This is a genomic window from Merdimmobilis hominis (assembly GCF_016901855.1).
GTDB lineage: Bacteria > Bacillota > Clostridia > Oscillospirales > Ruminococcaceae > Paludihabitans.
Map to the genome: position 1 here is coordinate 140220 of NZ_JACJKY010000004.1, position 20222 is coordinate 160441.

Here is a 20222-nt window from a genome sequence, read left to right on the forward strand (position 1 = left end):
ACTTTTAATAATAATCGTATACCTTACCTAAATATGCATAGAAACCAGGTCGATTATAAAGAAATAACATAAAATATGTTATTATGAATGAAATTATGTTACAAGGAGATCATCACAACAAATCGGAATGCGTCGGCTACATCGTAACAGTGGACGGCGTTTCGGTTTATTTTGCCGGCGACACCGGAGAGACAGAGCAGATGTCGCATCTGGAAGAACGAAACCTTGATTATGCTGTTTTACCGATGGATTTTACCTACACCATGGATGTTCCGGAAACGATCCGCTGTGCGAAGCTGATTGCTGCAAATCATACAATCCCCGTGCATATGTCGCCCGGAAAGCTGTTTGATATGGACCGGGCAAAAAAACTTGCAGTACCCGGCGCTCTGATTGTAAAGCCCGGCGAATCAATCAGATTATAAACATTTTTCTCTGGACTTTTTACCTCCTTTGTGGTATGTGTTTGTATTGCAAAGGAGGTATTATCATGGCACAAATCAGCATAGAAGAATTATACCGGGGCGAGGGCGGCGGTGAAAAGTACGGTGCCGGCGGAATTATGGGAGCGGTTATCAAGGATTTGTTCACGAACGGCATTCCGGACGGTTATGACGGATTGCTTTGGATAGAGCTTCTCACCGTAAAACACACGCTAATAACGGCAGAAAAAATGAAACAAGAGGGTGACTTTGTATCGGGAATGACCGATGCAGAGCCGCTCTCTTTGCGTGAGGAGGAAGTTTCAGATGACAACGCTTGAAGATTTATATTACGGAAATATTCATCCATATGAGCGGGATATAAAGAAGACCGGCAGAGAATCCGCACTGCTCCGTCTCGTAGTCAAAAACGAAAATGACCTGTTGGCAACGCTCACAGAACAGCAAAAAGACATCTTTCAAAAGTGCAAAGATGCAGAGAGTGAAATGCACTGCGCATTCGAACTTAGGTCATTCATAGAAGGGTTTCGGCTTGGCATGAAGCTGACAGTGGAAGGAATGTACTGCACGGAGGAAACAGATGAACAGTAAAACAGCATTAAAGGCAAGGATTTATTTGTATGATGAAGAAAATATTATTAAAAAGATCACCTACATTTATGATGACGGCAGTGAAAGCAAACCGCTGACAGTATTTAAGCATATTGGAATGTTTAAGGACTCACTGTTGTTCGGAGAAGAAATGAATATATGCTTTCAGATATTGTCTCCGCATCGGCTTAAAAATTACTACTCCGATGTAGACGAGTTTGAAATCATTAACGAATCGGAGCATACAGTGATAATCTCAGCCTTGGGAAAAACAGCAGAAATTAAACCATATTCAACCGACAATATAAAATAACACTAATTTCATTACACCAGCCAATCTCCGGCGATCCGGTACCGGCACACGCCAAAGCTCTGCTTTTGCCGTTCCATAATTTCAGACGGAATTTTGCTCAGCCACTTGCGGCTGAAAGAAGTCGTGCCGAAATAAGCGTCAAAATTGCTGACGGGAAGCACAACCCAGTCGGTATCATCGGGTTTGTTGGCGATAAAATATCGGACCAGCGTCGGAAGGACATCGTCACGGATTTCCGGTACGGCAGAAGCAAGACGATCTGTCAGCTCCTGCGGAAGTGATATTTCTTCCTCACGCAAAGCGCCCAGTTCCAGTGCATCAGCGATGATGTCATCAAACCGAATGATCCAGCCGCCCTTTGTCTCCGGCGAAAACAGCGGAACCTGATACTGTACAACCTTTTTGCGCCATTGCCTGTCCCAGCCTTTGAAAATGTGTTCCGCTTTTTTATAGGCTGTTTTGCTGACTTTATCGGGATGACTGAGTACAAAATCTGAGATACCGTGAACATGGCGGTAAAACCAGCCTGCTCCGTCACTGCTTACAAGTTCGGGGAACTCATCGTACAGATCACGGAAATCACTTTGAAACTGCCACTCTTCTTTCGGAGCGGCTTTTTTACTGTCCGGGATACTGCACCATGCACAGAGTGCCCGGTGCGCATAGCCGGCATCACAGTCAGAACGCCACAGATATCCCCGTGCGATAACGGTCAGCACGCGGGCGAGTCCTTCTACGTCCAGAATGCTGTCAAAGGTAAACCGTCCAAGATAAGCGGTGTCCTGTTTACTTTTTGCTGTATACGCCACCGTCCCCGTGTATGCATCAAACTCTTCTTTTTCGTTAATCACGGCGCACCTCCGGTACACGAACATTCTCTGCTGCTTTATCGAGCAGAACGTCCCATATGAATTCCCGTTTGCCCAGCGCCACGGCATAACGCACCGCAAGGCTTGGGCTGATATATTGCTCAAGGTACCGGCGGCATCCCTTGGCTGTCGCTTCCCGATAACTTTCCGCCGGCAGTTTTGTTTGGTAGGACTCTATCATAACAGACATGAGATCAGAATCTCCGTCACGGATTAAGCGCCTGCGTTCCTGGTTCTTGTTTTCGTCATCAATGTCGCAGATCAGGTCGCCGAGAATCCGATAACCCCCAAAGCGAAAATCACACAGCAATCTGCCGTAATCATCAAAGATGTCCTCCGGCAGATTATCACGCAGAAAACACTCCCGCTCGCCTGCATCCATCATGTGCCATTCCTGCTCGCGGAGCATGTTTCTGAGCTGTGAAATGTGTTCTGGCTCCAATATCGAAAACGCAGTGTATAGTTCATCGATAGTATAAGATTCCTCCTGACCGCGGGAAAATAAAATCCGTTCCATGTCGTTCTTCTTCTGACGGTTTTTAACCGGCGCCTTGCTGATACGGATACGGTTCAGACAGGAATGGTACTCGCGGATGATATTTTCCGTCAGAGAAAGGAGTGACGGATCGAGACTGTCTTTCCAAGCGGGATCGGCGGCAAAAGAAAACAATTCACTGTCGGACGCAGGCTTTGCCTTGATTTTCGGCGTGCATGCTTTCAGCTTGTAGGCAAGATATGGGAGCCGCTCTAAATTGGAATCAACCTTGCTCCAGTCTGTGCTTTGTATAAACGTCTCCAGCTTCTCGCGCGGCGTCGGCTCATACCATTGGGATCTGCCGCTGTTTTTTTCTATCAGGTATTTGTATTTTAAAAACAGATTCCGCTTGAAATCAGACTGCCCGAGATATTCCGATAAGTCCGGCTTCACACCGCTTTTTGCAGAGTCAATTTCAAGTCCTGTCAGAATGGCCAGTGTTTCGGTTTCTTCCCGGCAGCGTTCCTGCTCCGCAGCGTCCGAGTTTTCATTGTAGGCAATAATACCTCGGTCAAGCGCAGCGTTGGAGATTTGCCCGACACGGGAGGAAAAAGTATTCTTCACGGTTTCAAACCGTGCATGCCAATCGTCGGCGTCGCAGATGCGCGGCTCTGCCGCAGGGATTTTCAGGAACGGCATATTGCTTGTGTTGTCAAGCTGTGATTCAAAGTCATAGTTTCGCTGGACGCATGCATTCAGCACGGGGTCGGCAATCGTTTTGATCATATCACCGTCGTAGTCTGCACCGCCGAGACGTTCGGCCGCATACATCTCAGAGTCCACCATCACTACATCGGAAAGATGGCCCAAATAGTATTTGCGGAGCGCTTCTTCTTTTCCATACGGACGGAGCAGGATTTCCTCATTGCGTGCGATGTGCGGACTGCGCAAAAGCGTGCAGGTCTCCGGCCGTTCATATGCCGCTTTCGGTGCATAAAAGGAATTCCCCTTAAAGGTCAAAGCGCTCAGAGCCGCGTAGTGCCTGCGCTGGGCGGTGTTCATTTTTCTGATATCGGGATCTATGAGAAGAGTCAAAAAGCGCAGTAAGTCTCCGGACAGGAACCGGTTGTCACCGGCGATGCGCAAAATCCCCATGGAATAATTGCGACAAACTTTTTCTGCCAGTGCATCAAGCTCGTCTGCATATACTGATTCACCGATAAACGACGGATTCTTTTTCAGAATCTGTCCGAGCAGGTACGGACGGCTGTTTTTATCGATGCCCCGCAGAGAAAGGGCAGAAAGAAAATGCTGTCTGCGGTATTCGCTGTCGGCACATAGTCGGTAGTATTCTGTTTCGGTCTGCTTGGTAAGCCAGTTGCGGGAATCACTTTCGGGGCTTTCCGTCCAGCCGTCGGGAAGATCAGGGGGACGAAATTCCTCCGCTTTCATGGAGACGGTATTCAGAAACTGATAATTCAGCTCGGTGAATTTCTGCGGCTTTTCCTTGCTCACATTGGTGATATACAGTGCATGGCGGTAACGGCGGAATGCTTCCCAGTAATCTTCCCACGTCATTTGATTTTCGGTAAGCCAGCCGTATCCTTTGAACATGCTTTTTGTCAGGATAATATCCACATCCTCTACCGGATGACGCACACCCCATATATCGGTAATTTCCTTTGTGCCGTACTCGTGCAGAAAATCTTTGAAATCCACCTCGTGAAGCATTCCTTTCACATAGGGCATACGGATCTGAAAAGAAGTATGGATATGTTTTCCGCAGTAAGCCTTGTCAATCGTCTTGGCGTATCCCTTTGCGATGATTCCTTCGCCGTCAAATTCCATTACGGTAAAGGTCTCGTTTTTCTTTACCCGTTTGTATTTGCGCATGCTCTCCGTTCCGCCGTTCTCTTCTACAGTGATCACATTGGAAGTTCTTTGAAACTCGTTGTTTGCAACAACAATTACGCGGTGCGGTCTGTCAATATCCACACCGTCGATCCGTACACCGCCGGAAAGCATCAGTCCGTTATAGGCATAGAGCTTGGAAAGCTGACACCTGCCGATTTTCATATTAAGCATGATTCGCTGTCGGACGGGAACATAAAAATCCTCCCGGATAAATGAAAGCCTTGCGTTGCGGCTCATGTTTCCGGAACGCTCAAAGGCGAGATAGCGGTGTGGGCTGGTTCCGAAATCCAGCGTCACTCCTTCGGGACGGAACATGGATTCCGCTTTTTTCTGCCGGTCGGCATATCGTTTCTGTTTCGGGTCCCGGTCAAAGATTTCGGCAAAGTCCATGTAGAAAAGAATATCCGAAAGATCGGTGATCAGATTTTGCTCGGACGGTATCTGAAAATCGTTGCCGTGCAATACGCACATGGTCTGAAAGAACAGTGCGTTGTCTTCCTGTTCGTGCAAAGCGGAATACACTCTGCATTTTTCCGTGGCGGTGCTGTTGAGCGAAATGGAATATATGCCGTCGTTTCTTTCTTTCGCATAACTTAATACTGCTCTTGCAGACAGCGTATAAATTTTATATTTGATCCGCACCATGCACCGCCTCCTTTTCACGGATATTCTATCAAAAAACCTTTCTGTTTGCAATATGGATACTGCTCCCACCTTTTATAAGGCGGGAGTTTTTGTATCCGAAAATATTGCAGAAAGGATTGGTTTGAAATGAATGAAACCAAAAACAAACTCACTGTCATAGACGGTGAAACACTCATGGACATGAGACTTGTACCGACCAGGTTTTGTGTCGAAACACTGTTACCGCAGGGTGTGTCCATGCTCGGCGGCGCACCGAAGATCGGCAAGTCCTGGATGGTGCTTGACCTGTGCATCCGTATCGCAAAAGGAGAAAAGATCTGGAACCTGACTACGAAAAAAGGCACCACGCTTTATTTGTGTCTGGAGGATCCTCTGCGCCGTGTTCAGGAACGGCTCAACAGAATCACCGACGAGGTTCCGCCCAACGTTTTCTTTGCCGTTACCGCCGGAACGCTGACAGATGGTCTTGACGATCAGATCCGTAATTTTGTATCAGAGCATCCAGATACCGTTCTGGTTGCGATCGATACCTTTCAGATCATCCGAAACCGTACCGCTGATACTTCCTATGCCAACGATTATGAAGAAGTGCGGCAGATCAAAGCGCTGGCGGACGAACTTGGTATTTCCATTCTGCTTGTGCATCACCTGCGGAAGCAGGGCGACAGCGATCCGCTGAATAAGTTGTCCGGCACGACCGGTATCAGCGGTGCCATGGACGCGCTGTTTATTCTTGACAAGAGCAGGCGCAATGCCGCAGGAGCAACGCTCATCTGTACAAGCCGCGACACCGGCTATCGTGAACTGGAGCTTCAGCTCTCGCCGGAGACCTGTGTCTGGAACCTTGTGTCGGACAGCCTTGAAAGCCCACAGCTTATTCTGCCGGAGGAAATGAACAGTCTGATTGCTTTTATGAAAGAGAAAATTTCTTTCAGCGGAACGAACTCTGACTTTGCTGATCAGTTCAGCGCTTATTACGGAAAATCGGTATCGGTAAAAGGTTTCAAGCAGATGATGAACCGATGGCGATACTCACTGGAAGAGCGTGGAGTTTTCTTTGAAAACCGCCGAAGCAACGGGCAGAGACTGCTGGATATTTCCTATTTTTCTTCTGACGGTGACGAAAGTGACGTAAATGACGCAAAACAGCTGTGCGGTGAAAATTGCGTTCCTTCCGTTCCTTTCGTCACTGAAACGCCGCTGTGCGCCGAATAAAGGCGGTTTCAGGCAGGATAAGGCACCGGGCGGGAAAACATCCGCCTGCAACTCTTACGCCGAATACGGGCGGATTTCGGCGTAATGCGGGAATGCCTGAGATTACGGAATTTCCCGGACTTTAGTCCGGGGCAAGCAGAGCGTCCGGCTGTCCGCCGACCGCCGCGAATCGTTCGCGCAATAACGGGCGGAAGCCCGGACCCACTTACAAAACAACAGAAAGGATCGTAATTTATGAATACAGCAGATAAAAGAAGACGGGATACTACGCTGACCATACGTGTAACGCAAAAAGAAAAGGAACGCATCCGAAAGAATGCCGCAAAAGCGAACAGAAACGTAACAGATTATCTGGTGGCACTGTCACTGGAAACACCGATTCATGTTGCGGAAGATATAAAACCTCTGCTGATTGAACTCAAACGCATCGGCAACAACATCAATCAGATTGCGGCAAAAATTCATTCCGGCGCTTTCACATCGTATAACTTTCAGGATGTCATAGACGGACAGAAGAAAATCTACGATGTTCTGCTTGAGATTGTGAGGAACAGGCAATGGCAACGGTGACCTATATTCGGGAAAGCAAACAGACCGTGAGCGCAATGAAAGGTGTGATTGATTACTGCACGCAGGACAAAAAAGTCTTTGACCGGCAAAGCGGACGCGGGCTGGTCGGCGGCGTGAATTGCAATGGTAAAAATGCCTTCACGGAATTCATGGCAACCAAAGGCGCGTACAAAAAGACAGACGGCATCAATTTTTATCAGTATGTGCAGTCCTTTTCTCCGGAGGAATCAGTCACGGCTGAGAAAGCACACGAGGTTGCCCTGGAGTTTGCCGAAAAAGCGTGGCCGGGTTATGAGGTGCTGGTCACAACACACTCGGATGCCCAACACATTCACTCTCACTTTGTCATCAACTCGGTGAGCTTTGAAACCGGATACAAGCTGAGACAAAATCCGAACACGCTCAAAATCCTTCGGGAGATCAGTGATGAAATCTGTTCGCGGCACGGGCTTTCAACACTTAAGCCTTATGAAGAATCAGGTACAAAACTTTCTTCCCGGGAATACCGTGCGGCGGCAAAAGGCCAAAGCTGGAAGTTTCGTCTGATGACAGACATCGAAAAGGCAATGCAGAAATGCGGAAGCCGTGCGGACTTTATCCTTGAAATGAATCGCCGCGGCTACCAAATCACATGGACAGATGAGCGAAAATATATCACGTTCACCTGTCCCAACGGAATGAAGTGCAGGGATATCAAACTGCACGACGAAAAATATCGGAAAGGAAATTTAGAATATGAATTACAACTCAGAGAACAAATCACAGAAAAACAGTGCAGTGGATTTGCTGATACAGAAGAATGCCGAAGCCATAACAGAACTGGAACTTCAGCCGTACCAGCCGGTGGTCTATGCGATACCGGTAACGCAGAGAACAACGGAACTCAATTTGGCAAAACAGATCGTAACCTTTCAGCCGACGCTCTATCGGATGATCGACGAACTGGCAACCAAGAAAGAGCTGGAAGACCGCTTTCAGAAGATTCAGGAAATCGAAGTGTCGTATATGGAGAATACAGTTGCGAAACTGACAGCGGAAAATCAGAAAGCAGTGAGAACATTGATCGAGGAAAACAGCATGACGGTGCAGGAGATGCAGGCATCCGCCGAACAGGCTGGGAAGAATCAAGAAGAATTTATTTTGAAACTCTCTTCGGCTATGGACAAAGAAATCAGGAATTTAACTACGGTGATCGACAGGCTGAACCGCAGGTTCATGCAGATTCTGATCGGCACATCAGTGACGGCGGTCTTGTTATCGGTGATCATATCCGTGGTATTCTGGCAGCTGGCAGGATAATCGAAAACGACACCGAGGATCCGGAGGAACGCCGGAAGCGGATCGAAGCGCAGGAAGCCGGGGCCAATGCCGGCGCTCTCATCGGTCTTGCCGTGGGTATTGTCTCAGAACTTACACACCGTGACGACACACCAGCGGAAGAAAAAGAAACAGAGGAACAGGAACTTACAATGAATATGTAGGAGGAAAATCTATGACCAAAAAAGAAATCACAAAATCACTTTGCGGCTATCCCGCCGCACTCAATGTAAAAGAAACGGCACAGATTCTGCGCGTCAGCACCAAGACGGTGTATAAGCTGATCGCAGAAGGAAAGTTGCCGGCTGTGAAGGTCGGCAGGGAAAACAGAATCGCAAAATCGGAACTGATAAAGTATCTCAGACATGGAGAAAAAACATCTTCGCACCCCGGCGTAACTTTCACGAAAATGGCTTCAAATATTGTCTGGACTTCTCAAAACACTTGTGGTATTGTGTGTGTCGCGGAGAAGAAAAGTAAGAAAGGAGCTAAGAACCATGGCAGCATCAAACACCCTTCCTGCAAGCGTACAGCCTAAAAAAGGACGGCTCTATGCCGTGATCCAGACAAGAGAAAACGGGAAAAGCAAACCGGTCTGGCGCTCTCTGGGACTGCCGGAGGGAAGCAACAAGTCTAAAGTGAACAAAGCCTTCCGCGAGGTAGTCAAACAGTTTGAGGAGGAATACGCCGAACAGCTTGCCCGGGGAAACCGTCAGCCGTCAGATATTCCGATCTTTGAATATATGTGCGGCTATCTCAAAAAGATACAGCAGAATCTGCAGAAGAACACCGTCGAAAGTTACCATTCCATGATTTACGGTAAGATTCGGCGGTATTTTTCTGCCCGAAGCCATCTGACAGTTGGAAACATCACCGTGAAAAATGTAGAAGATTTTTATGAAACTCTCTATGCAGACGGTGTGGTTTCCAACACGGTAATCCACTATCACGCCATTCTGCACCGCGCGTTTAAGCAGGCGTTCAAGGACGGAATGATTGATGTCAATCCCTTTGACCGCATTGACCGTCCGAAAAAAAATAAATTCCACGGCGCAAATTACAGTAAGGAAGAGCTTGTAACTCTGCTGGAACTGACGCGGACAGATGTGATCTATCCGGCAATTCTCCTTGCAGGCGGTATGGGACTGCGCCGGAGCGAAGCACTGGGGATTCGCTGGTCGCGGATCGACTGGGAGAAGAAGACCGTCCTGCTGGATACCAAAATCGTCGAGTACAAAGAAAACGGCAAGGTTATCGTCCGGCCCGAAGAGGAAATGAAAAACAAATCAAGCAGGCGTACACTGCCTCTGCCCGATCCGGTATATGAGATGCTGACGGAAGAAAAGGAAAAACAGGACATGTACCGCAGGATGTTCAAGGGAAGTTACAACCGAAAATATGACGACTTCGTCTGCGTCAATGAACTGGGAGAACTGATACGGCCGAGCTATGTGACACAGCACTTCAGTGACCTGTTAAAGAAATACGGTCTGCGGCATATACGGTTTCATGACTTAAGACACACCTTTGCGAGCCTTCTCATCAGCCAGAACGTGCCGCTGATCAATGTGTCAAACTTCCTCGGACACTCTGACCTTGCCACCACCAGCAATATCTATGCGCACCTGGATAAAGCGAGCAAGCAGGCGAGCGCAGATATCATGACGGATATTCTGAGTATGGGAAAAGAATAAAAAGAAAGGCACTCTGCGGAGTGCCTGTTACATAAGGAGTGCAATATGAAAAAAGATTTTATGAGCGGGAGCGAACTGAGGCAGTATCTGCACATCTCTACCCGGAAGATGAAATATCTGATGGATCATGATTATATCCCGCATGAAAACACAGGACATGCGACGCATAAGTACCGTGTGAGCAGAGAAGAGGCAGAAAAATTTAAGTACCGTATGGAAACAGAGGACGGCTTTTTAGCAGAGCTTGTCGGCAAATTTTCAAATCGTACCGAGCACCACCCGCGCCGTATCTTAGAGCCGACTGCGGAAAACAGCAAAGCCTTCCGCCTGTGGCTTGAAAAAGAGTGGGCAGAGCTTCCGGAAGCTCTGCCTACACAAACGGCAGCATCACTTGCCGGATTCGCTCCTCAACGGATTCATAAACTGATCAAAGAAAAAGCACTGCACGGCATTATTGTCCGTGCAGTACAGTACATATCCAAAAGCGAATTTATCTCATACATTTCATCGCCGAAGCAAATCGCTTTGGTACAGAATGAAGCATATAAAAGTCTGATGGGAAGGTTTATAAAGAGCGATAGTTAGATGTGAATTTTGATGCTTTCCGTTAATCTAGAGCTGATTTTTGCCGATATTAGTTTCCTTTTTCTGTGAGGGGACCGTAGTTGACAGGCGGTTTCATGTTAATTTCATTATAAAAGTCAATATACCTTTTAACACTGGTTTCAATCTTATCCCATTTTGAATATCCCATATAAGTATCGATACGATCCAGCATAAGCATATTGATATACTCCGCATCTTCCGCTTTTACTCGTTGAATTGTATATCTGAATTCATCAGTTTCTTTATAAACTGGTTTCCCCATAATTACAGTGACTTTGGGAGACTCGTTTTTCTCAAACAGACGCTTGTCGGTTATTTTCGTGGACCAAACTCCTACAGGCTTTATAAGTTTTTCTTTTCTGTCATATAATCTGAAAAACGGATTGACAGTAACTATCATACGGTTTTTTGAAAGCGGAAACATATAAAAATTCTCATGAAACAGATTCTGAGCAGATAATATAGAATTATATACATCTTTTTTATATGAGTTCAATTCGCGTTTTATAATCTTACGCAGCTCGTCGATTTTTGTGTGTTCGTAGCCGTCCGTCAGTTTTGAAGGTTCCACTTCTGATGTCATACCGATATCGGAAATTAAAAAATCAACACCGGATTCGGAGCAGTCCCAAATAGCAAAATAACCGGAATTAAATATATATCCCCATTTCAGCAGTTCTAAAGTACATAATGGATGTTCTGAAAGATGTGACAGATCTTCTGACTCTACCACAACTTTGATATTTCTGTGCCACCTGTCGGATGCGGTTTCACCGGAAATTATTTTTTCTTTGAAAGAAGGAAACAAAGGAGAATATATTTCTGAAATAGTCTTTTCTTGTTTTGTAATTTCAAGCATTGAAGAGACACGGATTGTTTCCAATAGGAAAAACCGTTTCATTAGCATTATTTCTTTTCTTGAAAGAATTATCTTTTCTCCGCATTTTCCGGACATGAGTTTTTCATGAAAAAGTTTTGCAAACGGGGACTCCAGATTATATCCTATGGCTTTTTCAAGATCTGCGGGATAGATTTTTCTTTCGGAAAAGATATTGCTTGTCAGCATTCCTGAATGGAGAGAACAGTCTTTGACATTATATACATTCAAATAATCTCCAAACTGCCGTAATATAAACTGCGGTACATAGTGGTTGTTTTCGTATGCCATCAGACTGTCTCCTTATTAAAAAATAAATAGGAACATGGTATGAAAAAAACCGCTCTGAAGACACCTTCAGAGCGGTTTCTGGCGGAGACGGCGAGATTCGAACTCGCGTGCCGTTGCCGGCAAACTGATTTCGAGTCAGCCCCGTTATGACCACTTCGATACGTCTCCGTATATGTTAACTCGCTTTCGCGAGGTTAACGCACTATTTAATTTTATTAGAATTTTCATTAGAACTCAGCGTATTCTGAAACTGCTGGTATGTGGTAAACCCGCATTGTTAACGGCTTTGTAAAGTTTTGACTTCTCAAAACAGCACAACATTTCGAGTGCTGCACCTTCGACCACTCGGACAACTCTCCATATGTCAATCCGAAAATCGTTCCCAAAACTTTTGGAAAGAACTGACGGAAAGAACTGCGAAATATTCGGTTTTTCGAACTGCGGGAGCCCGCAGAAACACTGGATTTTAGGTGGACAAAACTGACACTTTTTCGAAAATTTTCGAGTCAGCCCCGTTATGACCACTTCGATACCTCTCCGAATAAAAAGCATCCGAAATCGAATGCTTAATTATTATAGCAGATTTTCTCATGCATTGCAAGTGTTTTTTTAAAGAAAAAAGCACGTTCTTTCGTGAAAAAGAACGTGCTTTTGGTTTTTTCTTATCGAATTGCTTTTGTGCGGATCTCTTCGTCGAGTTTTGCAAACAACTCGTCGAGCGAAAGCTGACCTAAATCGCCGTCTTTACGCGAACGAACGCCAACGGTGCGTGCTTCCACTTCTTTGTCGCCCAGAACAAGCATGTACGGCACTTTGTCAAGCTGTGCCTCGCGGATTTTGTAGCCGATTTTCTCGTTGCGGTCGTCAAGTTCCACGCGGTAGCCGTGTGCACTAAGTGCTTCAAGCAGCTCTTTTGCATATGCGTGCTGACGCTCGCCGATCGGCAGGATTTTGACCTGTGTCGGTGCAAGCCACAGCGGGAACGCGCCGGCATATTTTTCGATCAGCAGTGCGAGTGTACGCTCGTAGCAGCCGATGGAAGTACGGTGAATAATGTACGGCGTTTTCTTTGTGCCGTCTGCATCGGTGTACTCCATGCCGAATTTTTCTGCGAGCAGCTGGTCGATCTGGATGGTGATGAGCGTGTCCTCTTTGCCGTGGACATTGCGGATCTGGATGTCGAGTTTCGGGCCGTAGAATGCAGCCTCGCCGACGCCTTCCACAAACGGAATTTCTAAGTGATTGAGGATTTTGCGCATCATATCCTGTGCTTCGTTCCACTGTTCCTCGGTGCCGATGTATTTTTCGCGGTCGTTCGGGTCCCACATCGAGAAACGGTAGGACACATCGTCATAAAGGCCGAGTGTTTTGAGCATGTAGATTGCAAGTTCAAGGCAGCTGCGGAATTCGTCCTCGAGCTGTGCCGGTGTGCACATCAGGTGACCTTCGGAAATCGTGAACTGACGAACACGGATCAAGCCGTGCATCTCGCCGGAAGCCTCGTTGCGGAACAGCGTCGAGGTTTCGTTGTAGCGCAGCGGCAGTTCGCGGTAGGAACGGCCTTTTGCAAGGTATGCCTGATACTGGAACGGACAGGTCATCGGACGAAGTGCAAAGACTTCGTTGTCTTTCTCCTCGTCGCCCAAAACGAACATACCGTCTTTGTAGTGATCCCAGTGACCGGATACTTTGTAAAGGTCGCTTTTTGCCATAAACGGTGTCTTGGTGAGCTGCCAGCCGCGTTTCTGCTCCTCGTCTTCGACAAAACGCTGTAAAAGCTGAATAACGCGTGCGCCTTTCGGCAGCAGAATCGGCAGACCCTGACCGATCAGATCGGAAGTTGTGAAGAAGCCCAATTCACGGCCGAGTTTGTTGTGGTCGCGTTTTTTGGCTTCTTCCATGCGGGTCAGATGTTCTTCGAGCATGGATGCTTTCGGGAATGCAGTACCGTACACACGGCAGAGCATTTTGTTTTTCTCGCTGCCGCGCCAGTAAGCGCCGGTTGAGGAAGTCAGTTTGAATGCTTTGATCGGTGCAGTTGTCATCAGGTGCGGGCCTGCACACAGATCGACAAATTCGCCCTGCTCATAGAAACGGATCGGTTCGCCTTTTTGTGCGTGTTCTTCACACAGCTCGACTTTGTACGGCTCATCCATCTCACGCAGTTTTGCGAGTGCTTCGTCCGGCGAGAGTGTGAAGGTGTTGAGTGCGAGACCTTCTTTGATGATTTTTTTCATCTCCGCTTCGATTTTTACAAGATCGTCCGGAGAAAACGGTTTTTCGACGTCGAAGTCATAGTAAAAACCACCATCGATTGCCGGGCCGATTGCGAGTTTTGCAGCCGGGAATAAACGTTTGACTGCCTGTGCGAGGACGTGGGATGCAGTGTGCCAGAAAGCTTTTTTGCCTTCCGCATCATCGAATGTGAGAATCGAGAGCGTGCAGTCTTTAGTAAGCGGGGTGCGCAGGTCGCAGATCTCGCCGTTTACTTCGCAAACGCAAGCGGCTTTGTAAAGACCCATGCTCAGCTCTTTTGCAACGTCTGCGGCAGTGATGCCGGCTTCCACCGTTTTGACACTGCCATCTTTTAATGTGATGTTCATGTTCGGATCTCCCTTTCTGTGAATCAAGTCGTCGTTTTGACGGGAAAAAGAAAAGCACTTCATCCCGTCACACAAGGGATGAAGTGCATAACACTCCATGGTTCCACCCAAATTGCCGGACAATCCGGCCACTCATACCTGCAATAACGGACAGGTTCGCCCGGCACGGTTCCTCGAACTATCGATTGCCGTGCACTCCGAGGGTGGTAGCGGTTTGCCCTGTTCGCTCAAAAACCCTTTCAGCCGGCGGGGTTTCTCTCTGGCTGAGGAAAAAAGGCACGCGTCCCTCATCGTCGTTTGGATTTATGATAGCACGAGTCGTTTGCAAAGTCAAGCCAAAAAAGGTTTACAAACTGTCCATATCCCGCAATTTTGTTATGCTATACTGAAAAATAACGATCATTTATGAGAATAAAGGGGAGAAGCGAAGATGAACCGATTGTTTGATTTTCTTCGTCGGTTTTTATATGGCCGGTACGGCAATGATGCGCTGGGATTTGCGACGCTCATTGGCTATTTGATTTTATCCATTTTGTCGAGTGCGTTAAACAATCTCATTCTGATGATTCCGGCACTTTTATTACTGATTGTATATTTTTATCGGTTTATGTCCAAACGGACAGCGGCGCGTTATCAGGAAAATCAGGTGTTTTTGCGGATATGGGGTGGCGTAAAGCGATTTTTTACGCATCCGATTGCGTTTTTTAAGGATCATCTGCACTATGCATATTTCACCTGCCCGACCTGCAAGCAAAAACTGCGTGTTCCGCGCAAAAAGGGTAAAGTGCGGGTGCGCTGTCCGAAATGCGGAACAGAATTTATCAAAAAGACATGAGGAAGCCTATGATGAAGCAAAGACGCGTGACGGTTACGATTGACCGCCCGCTTGGAAGCCGTCATCCGAAGTATCCGCATCTGATTTATCCTGTGAATTACGGCTATGTGGAAGGCATCATGGCGCCGGACAGCGAGGAACAGGACGTGTATGTACTCGGCGTGGAGGGAGCGGTTTCTTCTGTTTGTGCTACGGTGATTGCCGTTATCCACCGGGAGGACGATATCGAAGAAAAGTGGGTGGCTGTTGTGGACGGCTGCACATACACACAAGACGAAATCGAAGCGGCGGTTTCGTTTCAGGAGCAGTATTTTGTACATGAAATCATCATGCTCAAGCCATGATAGCGTTTCCCATCAAGAAAAATAAAAGCGCTCGTCAGCAGACGGGCGTTTTTACGTTTTGTTTTTACATCCATTTAACCTTTACTTGATAGAAAATGCATTGGAGTCCTGATACCATAGACACAGAAGATTGGATGTTTTATAAAACGAAAGGGGACATCATCATGCGGCGTATGACATTGCGTGCAGTCCGAGTGATTCTCAAGGGAGGCTGTTGGCTGATTCTCGCACTTTTGGTGGTGAGTACAGTGATTCGGTTTTTCCCGTCGCTTTCCTTTCTTGTGATGCCTGTGGTGATAGGAAATACAGTGCTTGCCGCAGTTCTGATTGCAGTCTGGCTGATTTTCTATCGATGCCCAAACTGCAAAAAGCTTCTGCCGCTGGTCGGATACGGCAACGAAGGCCGCATGTGCCATCACTGCGGAGAGCGGTATCGATAACGAAAATAAAGCGCATAAACCCAAACGGTTCATGCGCTTTTTTATTTCACACAGCCTGTACCGTCAAATAACGGGATAAAGCTTTCTTTTTGCGTGCCGCCTTCCTGGATGAATGCGTTTTGAATGCCGATGCGCTGTGCAAACGAAACGGCTTCATCGTATTCCTCTGCCGTGATCGTCCGACAAAGCTCGGGAAAGGCACTGCAATGCGGAAGCGGTGTGTACTGATTCATAAGGCTTATAAAAATTTGGTCGCCGTACGCATCATAAAGATCGCGGAGAATCTCCTTTGTTTCGCTCATTCGTCCCGGCAGCATCAAATGCCGCACAATCACGCCGCGGCGCATCATTCCGTCGTTATCCCATTCGATTGGGGTGCATTGGCGTACCATCTCCGCGATTGCCGCACGTGCCACTTCCGGATAATCCCGTGCACTCGAATAGCGGGCGGCATAGTCCGGATGATCGTATTTGCAGTCGGGGAGATAGATGTCGATGAGCCCGTCGAGCATTTTGAGCGTTTCGACGGATTCATATCCGCCACAGTTATATACAAACGGGATAGAAATGTGATGAGAATACGCATAGTTAATTGCTTTGATGATATGCGGGACATAATGCGTTGGTGTCACGAGATTTACATTATGCGCACCCTGGGCTTCGAGTTCCAAAAAGATTTCGCCGAGCCGCTCAGCTGTGATTGCAACACCGTCATGGACGGTGCTTAATGCGTAATTCTGGCAGAATACGCACCGCAGATTGCAGCCTGAAAAAAACACCGTTCCCGAGCCGCGGCTGCCGCTTAAGCACGGTTCTTCCCAGAAGTGAAGCGCCGCCCGTCCAACCATCAGCGTATCGGTCATACCGCATACACCCATTTGTCCGGCAGTTCGGTCAACGCCGCACATCCGCGGACACAGCGTGCAGCGACGGTAGGCGTCGGTCATTTGCCCCACCAGTATCCCGGTTCTTTGTTTCCGCGCAGGACATCCAGGCAGAATTCCATTGTGCCGTGTTCCCACAGCTGGTCCACACCGTATGTTTTGACATCGCGTTCAAACGCGTCAAGGAGCTGTGCGCGCGCATCACTGCCTTTTTCGGTCAGCAGAATGCGTAAGTACCGCACCGCCATACGCTCCCGGCGGATGCGCCACAGGATTGCCGGGGAAGATGCAGTATCTTCCATACGGTTAAACAGCGATTCACACTGTTCGACCAGTTCCATGGTGTGCCACGGTTTGTCCGGGTGGTTGAAGCAGTAGAGATGACAGCCCTTATCGAGCGCCGCATGATAAACCGTTTCCATGTATTCTTTCATGAGCGGTGCGGCCGGACCGTATAAATAGGTGAGGAATTCGTCTGCCGTTTTCTGCTCGTCGGTATTCGGATTCCACAGACATTTTGAAATGATGTATGCACGCAGATTGGTCATTTCGCCGCCGTTTGGTGCAGGGCATCCCTGTTCAAAAATGCCTTTGGCGCCGTGCTCCACAAAAAAGCGGATGTTGTCTGCGAGTACATGGAAGTTCGGGTGCGGCATCCAGTAGTGCGAGAAGTTCGTCACATAGTCCCAGATGTACAGCCGGTCGCAGATTTTGCTCCAGCCGATGATGTCCTCTGCAAGGCTCACTTCGCCGTTTGGCATCGGTGCGTCCGGATCATCGGTGCGGCACTCCCGCAGCGGATGGATAAAGCAGCATTCGATCGTGCAAAGACGTACACACACATTTTTGCGCGGCTTTGTCTTCTTCGGCGGCGTGCGGGTGAACTGATATGCGAGTGTGTCGATGACGACGTTCGGGAATTCCTCTTCGATGGCTTCTGCGACCTGGTTTACAAACCGGATCATTGTGCCGGCATGGCTGCCTTCTTCTTCGTCGATCGCGCGGCACTTGTCGCAAGTGCAGACGTTATAGTTATCGTCCTGCGAAACGGAGAAAATTGTCGCATCCGGCTGACGGCGCAGTTCTCCTTTTACGCGCTCGATCACCAGCGATACCACTTCCGGATTGGAGAGACACAGCTGTGTTTTTTCACGCAGGCGCTCACCGTCACGCAGGGCGTAATATTCAGGATGTTCGTCGAAATACTGATCGGGCGGCAGAAGTTTTGTCACTGTGTGGACAAAAAAGCCGTCTGCATAACGAACACTGCCGCCATGCTGTGCTTCAAACGGGACAGACCATCCGTTTGCCCGCCGGCGCACTGCAAAATCAGGATAGTGCATCATTTCGCCTATATGCGGATCGCGGTACTCAAGCACCGGATGATACGTGCAGTCGGTGTGATCGGCGATTTCCATGGTCGGCTGTTCGGGTACATAGGTGTCATTTGGTGTAAAGAACCGGACGCCCAAACAGTCCTCTAAAAATGAATAGACGCAGTAGAGCGCGCCGCGGCCGTTTCCGCCCAGCACCAAGTTGTCATCCACCACACGGATGAGCGTGCCCTCTTGACCGAGTGCGAGGATTTCGCCGGTGATGTCCAGTGCATCGGTGCGCGGGCTTGTGCCGACCAAAATCTCAGGTTCCGTTTTTTCCATATGACCGGTGGAAACCGGGAAAGTGTCGCCGCAGATCTGCGACAAAAAGTGCGCAAGCTCCTGTGCGGCATACCGAACCGGCTCGCTTGCATCCGGCGCAATCTGGATGGATGCGCATGCGCGTCCGTTTTCCGATAGTTTCATAGCTGATGTGCCTTCTTTCTGTTATGCACGTGCTTTTTTCAAAAGATCGTGCTTGATGTCATAAAGCTTCTGCGAGAGGTCGACATAATAGGTGTGCGGATTTTCAAAACGCTTGACTTCGTCCCAGAGTGTTTCGATCTGTTCGGCGCAGTAATTGCGGATTGTTTCGATGTCGGGCGACTCATACACACATTCGCCGTTTAAAAACACGGGAACGAGCAGTTCTTTTGCGATAAAGTCGGTCACTGTTTTGCGTTTCCAGGTGGCGTCCGGGTCAAACAGCTCGAGCGGCTGTGTTTCGTCGATCACTTCGTCGTGTACACACAGAAGATCGGCGATCGCCTTGCCGGTTTCTTTTTCAAACAGGCGATACACCTTTTTAAAGTGCGGGTTTGTGATTTTGGCGGTATTTTCGCTCACTTTGATTTTCGGAATGATTTCGTCACTGCCGGCCGGCTTTACAGCGCTTAATTTGTAAACGCCGCCGAACACCGGTGCGCTCTTTGAGGTGATAAGCCGTTCACCGACGCCGAACGCGTCGATTTTCGCACCCTGTTCGATGAGTGTTTCGATGATATATTCGTCGAGCGAGTTTGACGCAACGATTTTGCAAAACGGCAGTCCCGCGTCGTCGAGCATTTTGCGTGCCTTGCGTGATAAATAGGTGATGTCGCCTGAGTCGATGCGGATGGCACACGAGGTGATGCCCTGCGGCAGCAGTACTTCTTTGAATGCACGAATCGCGTTCGGTACACCGCTTTTTAAGACGTTGTATGTGTCGACCAAGAGTGTTGCCTGGTGCGGATAGGTGCGGCAGTAGGTGACGAATGCGTCGTATTCGCTGTCGAACATCTGCACCCACGAATGTGCCATTGTGCCGCCGGCCGGAACGCTGTAGGCACGGTCGGACAGCGCGCAGGCGGTAGAAGAACAGCCTGCAATATATGCCGCACGCGCACCTAAAACCGCGCCGTCAGCACCCTGTGCCCGGCGGGAGCCGAATTCGGAAACAGGACGGCCCTTTGCGGCACGGACAATACGGTTTGCTTTTGTGGCAATCAGCGACTGGTGGTTGATGGAAAGAAGCAGAAACGTTTCGACGATCTGTGCTTCGATGACGGGTGCACAGACAGTAAGGATCGGTTCATGCGGGAAAATCGGTGTGCCTTCCGGTACCGCGTAAAGATCACCCGTGAAGCGGAAATCTTTTAAAAGCGAGAGAAAATCCTCCGAGAAAAGCTGCTTTTGACGCAGGTATTCGATATCCTCTGCGGTGAAATGCAGGGATTTGATATAATCGATCACCTGTTCAAGACCTGCCGCAATCGCGAAGCCGCCATTGTCCGGAACGGTGCGGAAAAACAGGTCAAAATAGGCCGTGTCACCGCTGCGGCCGCTCTCAAGATAGGCGTTTCCCATCGTGAGCTCGTAAAAGTCGCACAGCAGTGTATAATTTCGTTCGGTATATGCATCCATGAAGAAAAACCTCCTAAA

The 20222-nt window shown here is 48.3% G+C and carries 20 protein-coding genes and 1 tRNA gene; 13 read left to right on the forward strand and 8 right to left on the reverse strand.

What is annotated here, in order from left to right:
• The first annotated feature begins 83 nt into the window (after positions 1–83).
• The 4 genes from H6A12_RS03860 to H6A12_RS03875 all read left to right on the forward strand — a co-directional run bounded on the left by H6A12_RS03860 (position 84) and on the right by H6A12_RS03875 (position 1347).
• On the forward strand, positions 84–425 hold the full coding sequence (locus H6A12_RS03860) for an MBL fold metallo-hydrolase (protein ID WP_204444938.1): 342 nt from the start codon (positions 84–86) through the stop codon (positions 423–425).
• 65 nt (positions 426–490) lie between these two features.
• Positions 491–763, forward strand: coding sequence for a hypothetical protein (locus H6A12_RS03865; protein ID WP_204444942.1), 273 nt, complete (start codon positions 491–493; stop codon positions 761–763).
• Entirely contained in the window at positions 750–1034 is a 285-nt protein-coding gene (locus H6A12_RS03870; protein ID WP_204444943.1) for a DUF6809 family protein, read from the forward strand. The genes H6A12_RS03865 and H6A12_RS03870 overlap by 14 nt, the downstream gene beginning before the upstream one ends.
• The gene (locus H6A12_RS03875) at positions 1024–1347 is read left to right on the forward strand and encodes a hypothetical protein (protein WP_204444946.1); all 324 of its coding nucleotides are present in this window, start codon (positions 1024–1026) and stop codon (positions 1345–1347) included. Before H6A12_RS03870 ends, H6A12_RS03875 begins: the two co-directional genes overlap by 11 nt.
• An 11-nt stretch (positions 1348–1358) precedes the next feature.
• Here the strand turns inward: H6A12_RS03875 and H6A12_RS03880 are convergent, their stop codons facing one another.
• Together H6A12_RS03880 and H6A12_RS03885 are read right to left on the reverse strand one after the other, a co-directional pair.
• Positions 1359–2198, reverse strand: a complete 840-nt coding sequence (locus H6A12_RS03880) for a hypothetical protein (RefSeq protein WP_204444949.1) — start codon at positions 2196–2198, stop codon at positions 1359–1361.
• Positions 2191–5250, reverse strand: coding sequence for an RNA dependent RNA polymerase (locus tag H6A12_RS03885; protein WP_207753186.1), 3060 nt, complete (start codon positions 5248–5250; stop codon positions 2191–2193). The genes H6A12_RS03880 and H6A12_RS03885 overlap by 8 nt, the downstream gene beginning before the upstream one ends.
• Positions 5251–5376: 126 nt before the next feature.
• Between H6A12_RS03885 and H6A12_RS03890 the strand changes: the two genes are divergently transcribed.
• From H6A12_RS03890 to H6A12_RS03915, 6 genes are all read left to right on the forward strand, one after another.
• Complete coding sequence (locus H6A12_RS03890) at positions 5377–6465, forward strand: AAA family ATPase (protein ID WP_204444952.1); 1089 nt, start codon at positions 5377–5379, stop codon at positions 6463–6465.
• Between the two features lie 234 nt (positions 6466–6699).
• Positions 6700–7035: a plasmid mobilization protein gene (locus tag H6A12_RS03895; protein WP_204444955.1), complete on the forward strand. Its 336-nt coding sequence runs from the start codon at positions 6700–6702 to the stop codon at positions 7033–7035.
• Positions 7023–8516 (forward strand): relaxase/mobilization nuclease domain-containing protein, encoded by a 1494-nt coding sequence (locus tag H6A12_RS03900; RefSeq protein WP_204444957.1) that lies wholly within the window; start codon positions 7023–7025, stop codon positions 8514–8516. Before H6A12_RS03895 ends, H6A12_RS03900 begins: the two co-directional genes overlap by 13 nt.
• Positions 8517–8527: 11 nt before the next feature.
• Positions 8528–8890 carry a helix-turn-helix domain-containing protein gene (locus tag H6A12_RS03905; protein ID WP_204444959.1) on the forward strand — a complete coding sequence of 121 codons (363 nt, stop codon included), beginning with the start codon at positions 8528–8530 and terminating at the stop codon, positions 8888–8890.
• On the forward strand, positions 8850–10046 hold the full coding sequence (locus tag H6A12_RS03910) for a tyrosine-type recombinase/integrase (protein WP_204444961.1): 1197 nt from the start codon (positions 8850–8852) through the stop codon (positions 10044–10046). Before H6A12_RS03905 ends, H6A12_RS03910 begins: the two co-directional genes overlap by 41 nt.
• 45 nt (positions 10047–10091) lie before the next feature.
• Entirely contained in the window at positions 10092–10631 is a 540-nt protein-coding gene (locus H6A12_RS03915) for a hypothetical protein (RefSeq protein WP_204444964.1), read from the forward strand.
• Positions 10632–10680: 49 nt separating this feature from the next.
• On the opposite strand, the gene H6A12_RS03920 is transcribed toward H6A12_RS03915, so the two are convergent.
• The 3 genes from H6A12_RS03920 to thrS all read right to left on the reverse strand — a co-directional run bounded on the left by H6A12_RS03920 (position 10681) and on the right by thrS (position 14423).
• Positions 10681–11820 carry a DUF4238 domain-containing protein gene (locus H6A12_RS03920; RefSeq protein WP_204444966.1) on the reverse strand — a complete coding sequence of 380 codons (1140 nt, stop codon included), beginning with the start codon at positions 11818–11820 and terminating at the stop codon, positions 10681–10683.
• Positions 11821–11899: 79 nt separating this feature from the next.
• Positions 11900–11988 (reverse strand) — tRNA-Ser (locus H6A12_RS03925).
• Positions 11989–12482: 494 nt separating this feature from the next.
• Positions 12483–14423: a threonine--tRNA ligase gene (thrS, locus tag H6A12_RS03930; protein WP_204444968.1), complete on the reverse strand. Its 1941-nt coding sequence runs from the start codon at positions 14421–14423 to the stop codon at positions 12483–12485.
• A gap of 430 nt (positions 14424–14853) precedes the next feature.
• On the opposite strand from thrS, the gene H6A12_RS03935 reads away from it, so the two are divergent.
• The 3 genes from H6A12_RS03935 to H6A12_RS03945 all read left to right on the forward strand — a co-directional run bounded on the left by H6A12_RS03935 (position 14854) and on the right by H6A12_RS03945 (position 16042).
• The gene (locus tag H6A12_RS03935) at positions 14854–15258 is read left to right on the forward strand and encodes a hypothetical protein (RefSeq protein ID WP_204444970.1); all 405 of its coding nucleotides are present in this window, start codon (positions 14854–14856) and stop codon (positions 15256–15258) included.
• Between the two features lie 8 nt (positions 15259–15266).
• A complete protein-coding gene (locus tag H6A12_RS03940; protein WP_345941219.1) occupies positions 15267–15602 on the forward strand; it encodes an inorganic diphosphatase in 336 nt (111 codons plus the stop codon).
• Positions 15603–15766: 164 nt separating this feature from the next.
• On the forward strand, positions 15767–16042 hold the full coding sequence (locus H6A12_RS03945; protein ID WP_204444972.1) for a hypothetical protein: 276 nt from the start codon (positions 15767–15769) through the stop codon (positions 16040–16042).
• Between the two features lie 41 nt (positions 16043–16083).
• Here the strand turns inward: H6A12_RS03945 and H6A12_RS03950 are convergent, their stop codons facing one another.
• The 3 genes from H6A12_RS03950 to H6A12_RS03960 are packed head-to-tail and all read right to left on the reverse strand — an operon-like array spanning position 16084 to position 20204.
• Complete coding sequence (locus tag H6A12_RS03950; RefSeq protein ID WP_204444974.1) at positions 16084–16989, reverse strand: radical SAM protein; 906 nt, start codon at positions 16987–16989, stop codon at positions 16084–16086.
• Positions 16986–18728, reverse strand: a complete 1743-nt coding sequence (locus H6A12_RS03955; RefSeq protein ID WP_204444977.1) for a DUF4838 domain-containing protein — start codon at positions 18726–18728, stop codon at positions 16986–16988. The genes H6A12_RS03950 and H6A12_RS03955 overlap by 4 nt, the downstream gene beginning before the upstream one ends.
• A gap of 21 nt (positions 18729–18749) precedes the next feature.
• Positions 18750–20204, reverse strand: a complete 1455-nt coding sequence (locus H6A12_RS03960) for a nicotinate phosphoribosyltransferase (RefSeq protein ID WP_204444979.1) — start codon at positions 20202–20204, stop codon at positions 18750–18752.
• Positions 20205–20222 lie beyond the last annotated feature (18 nt).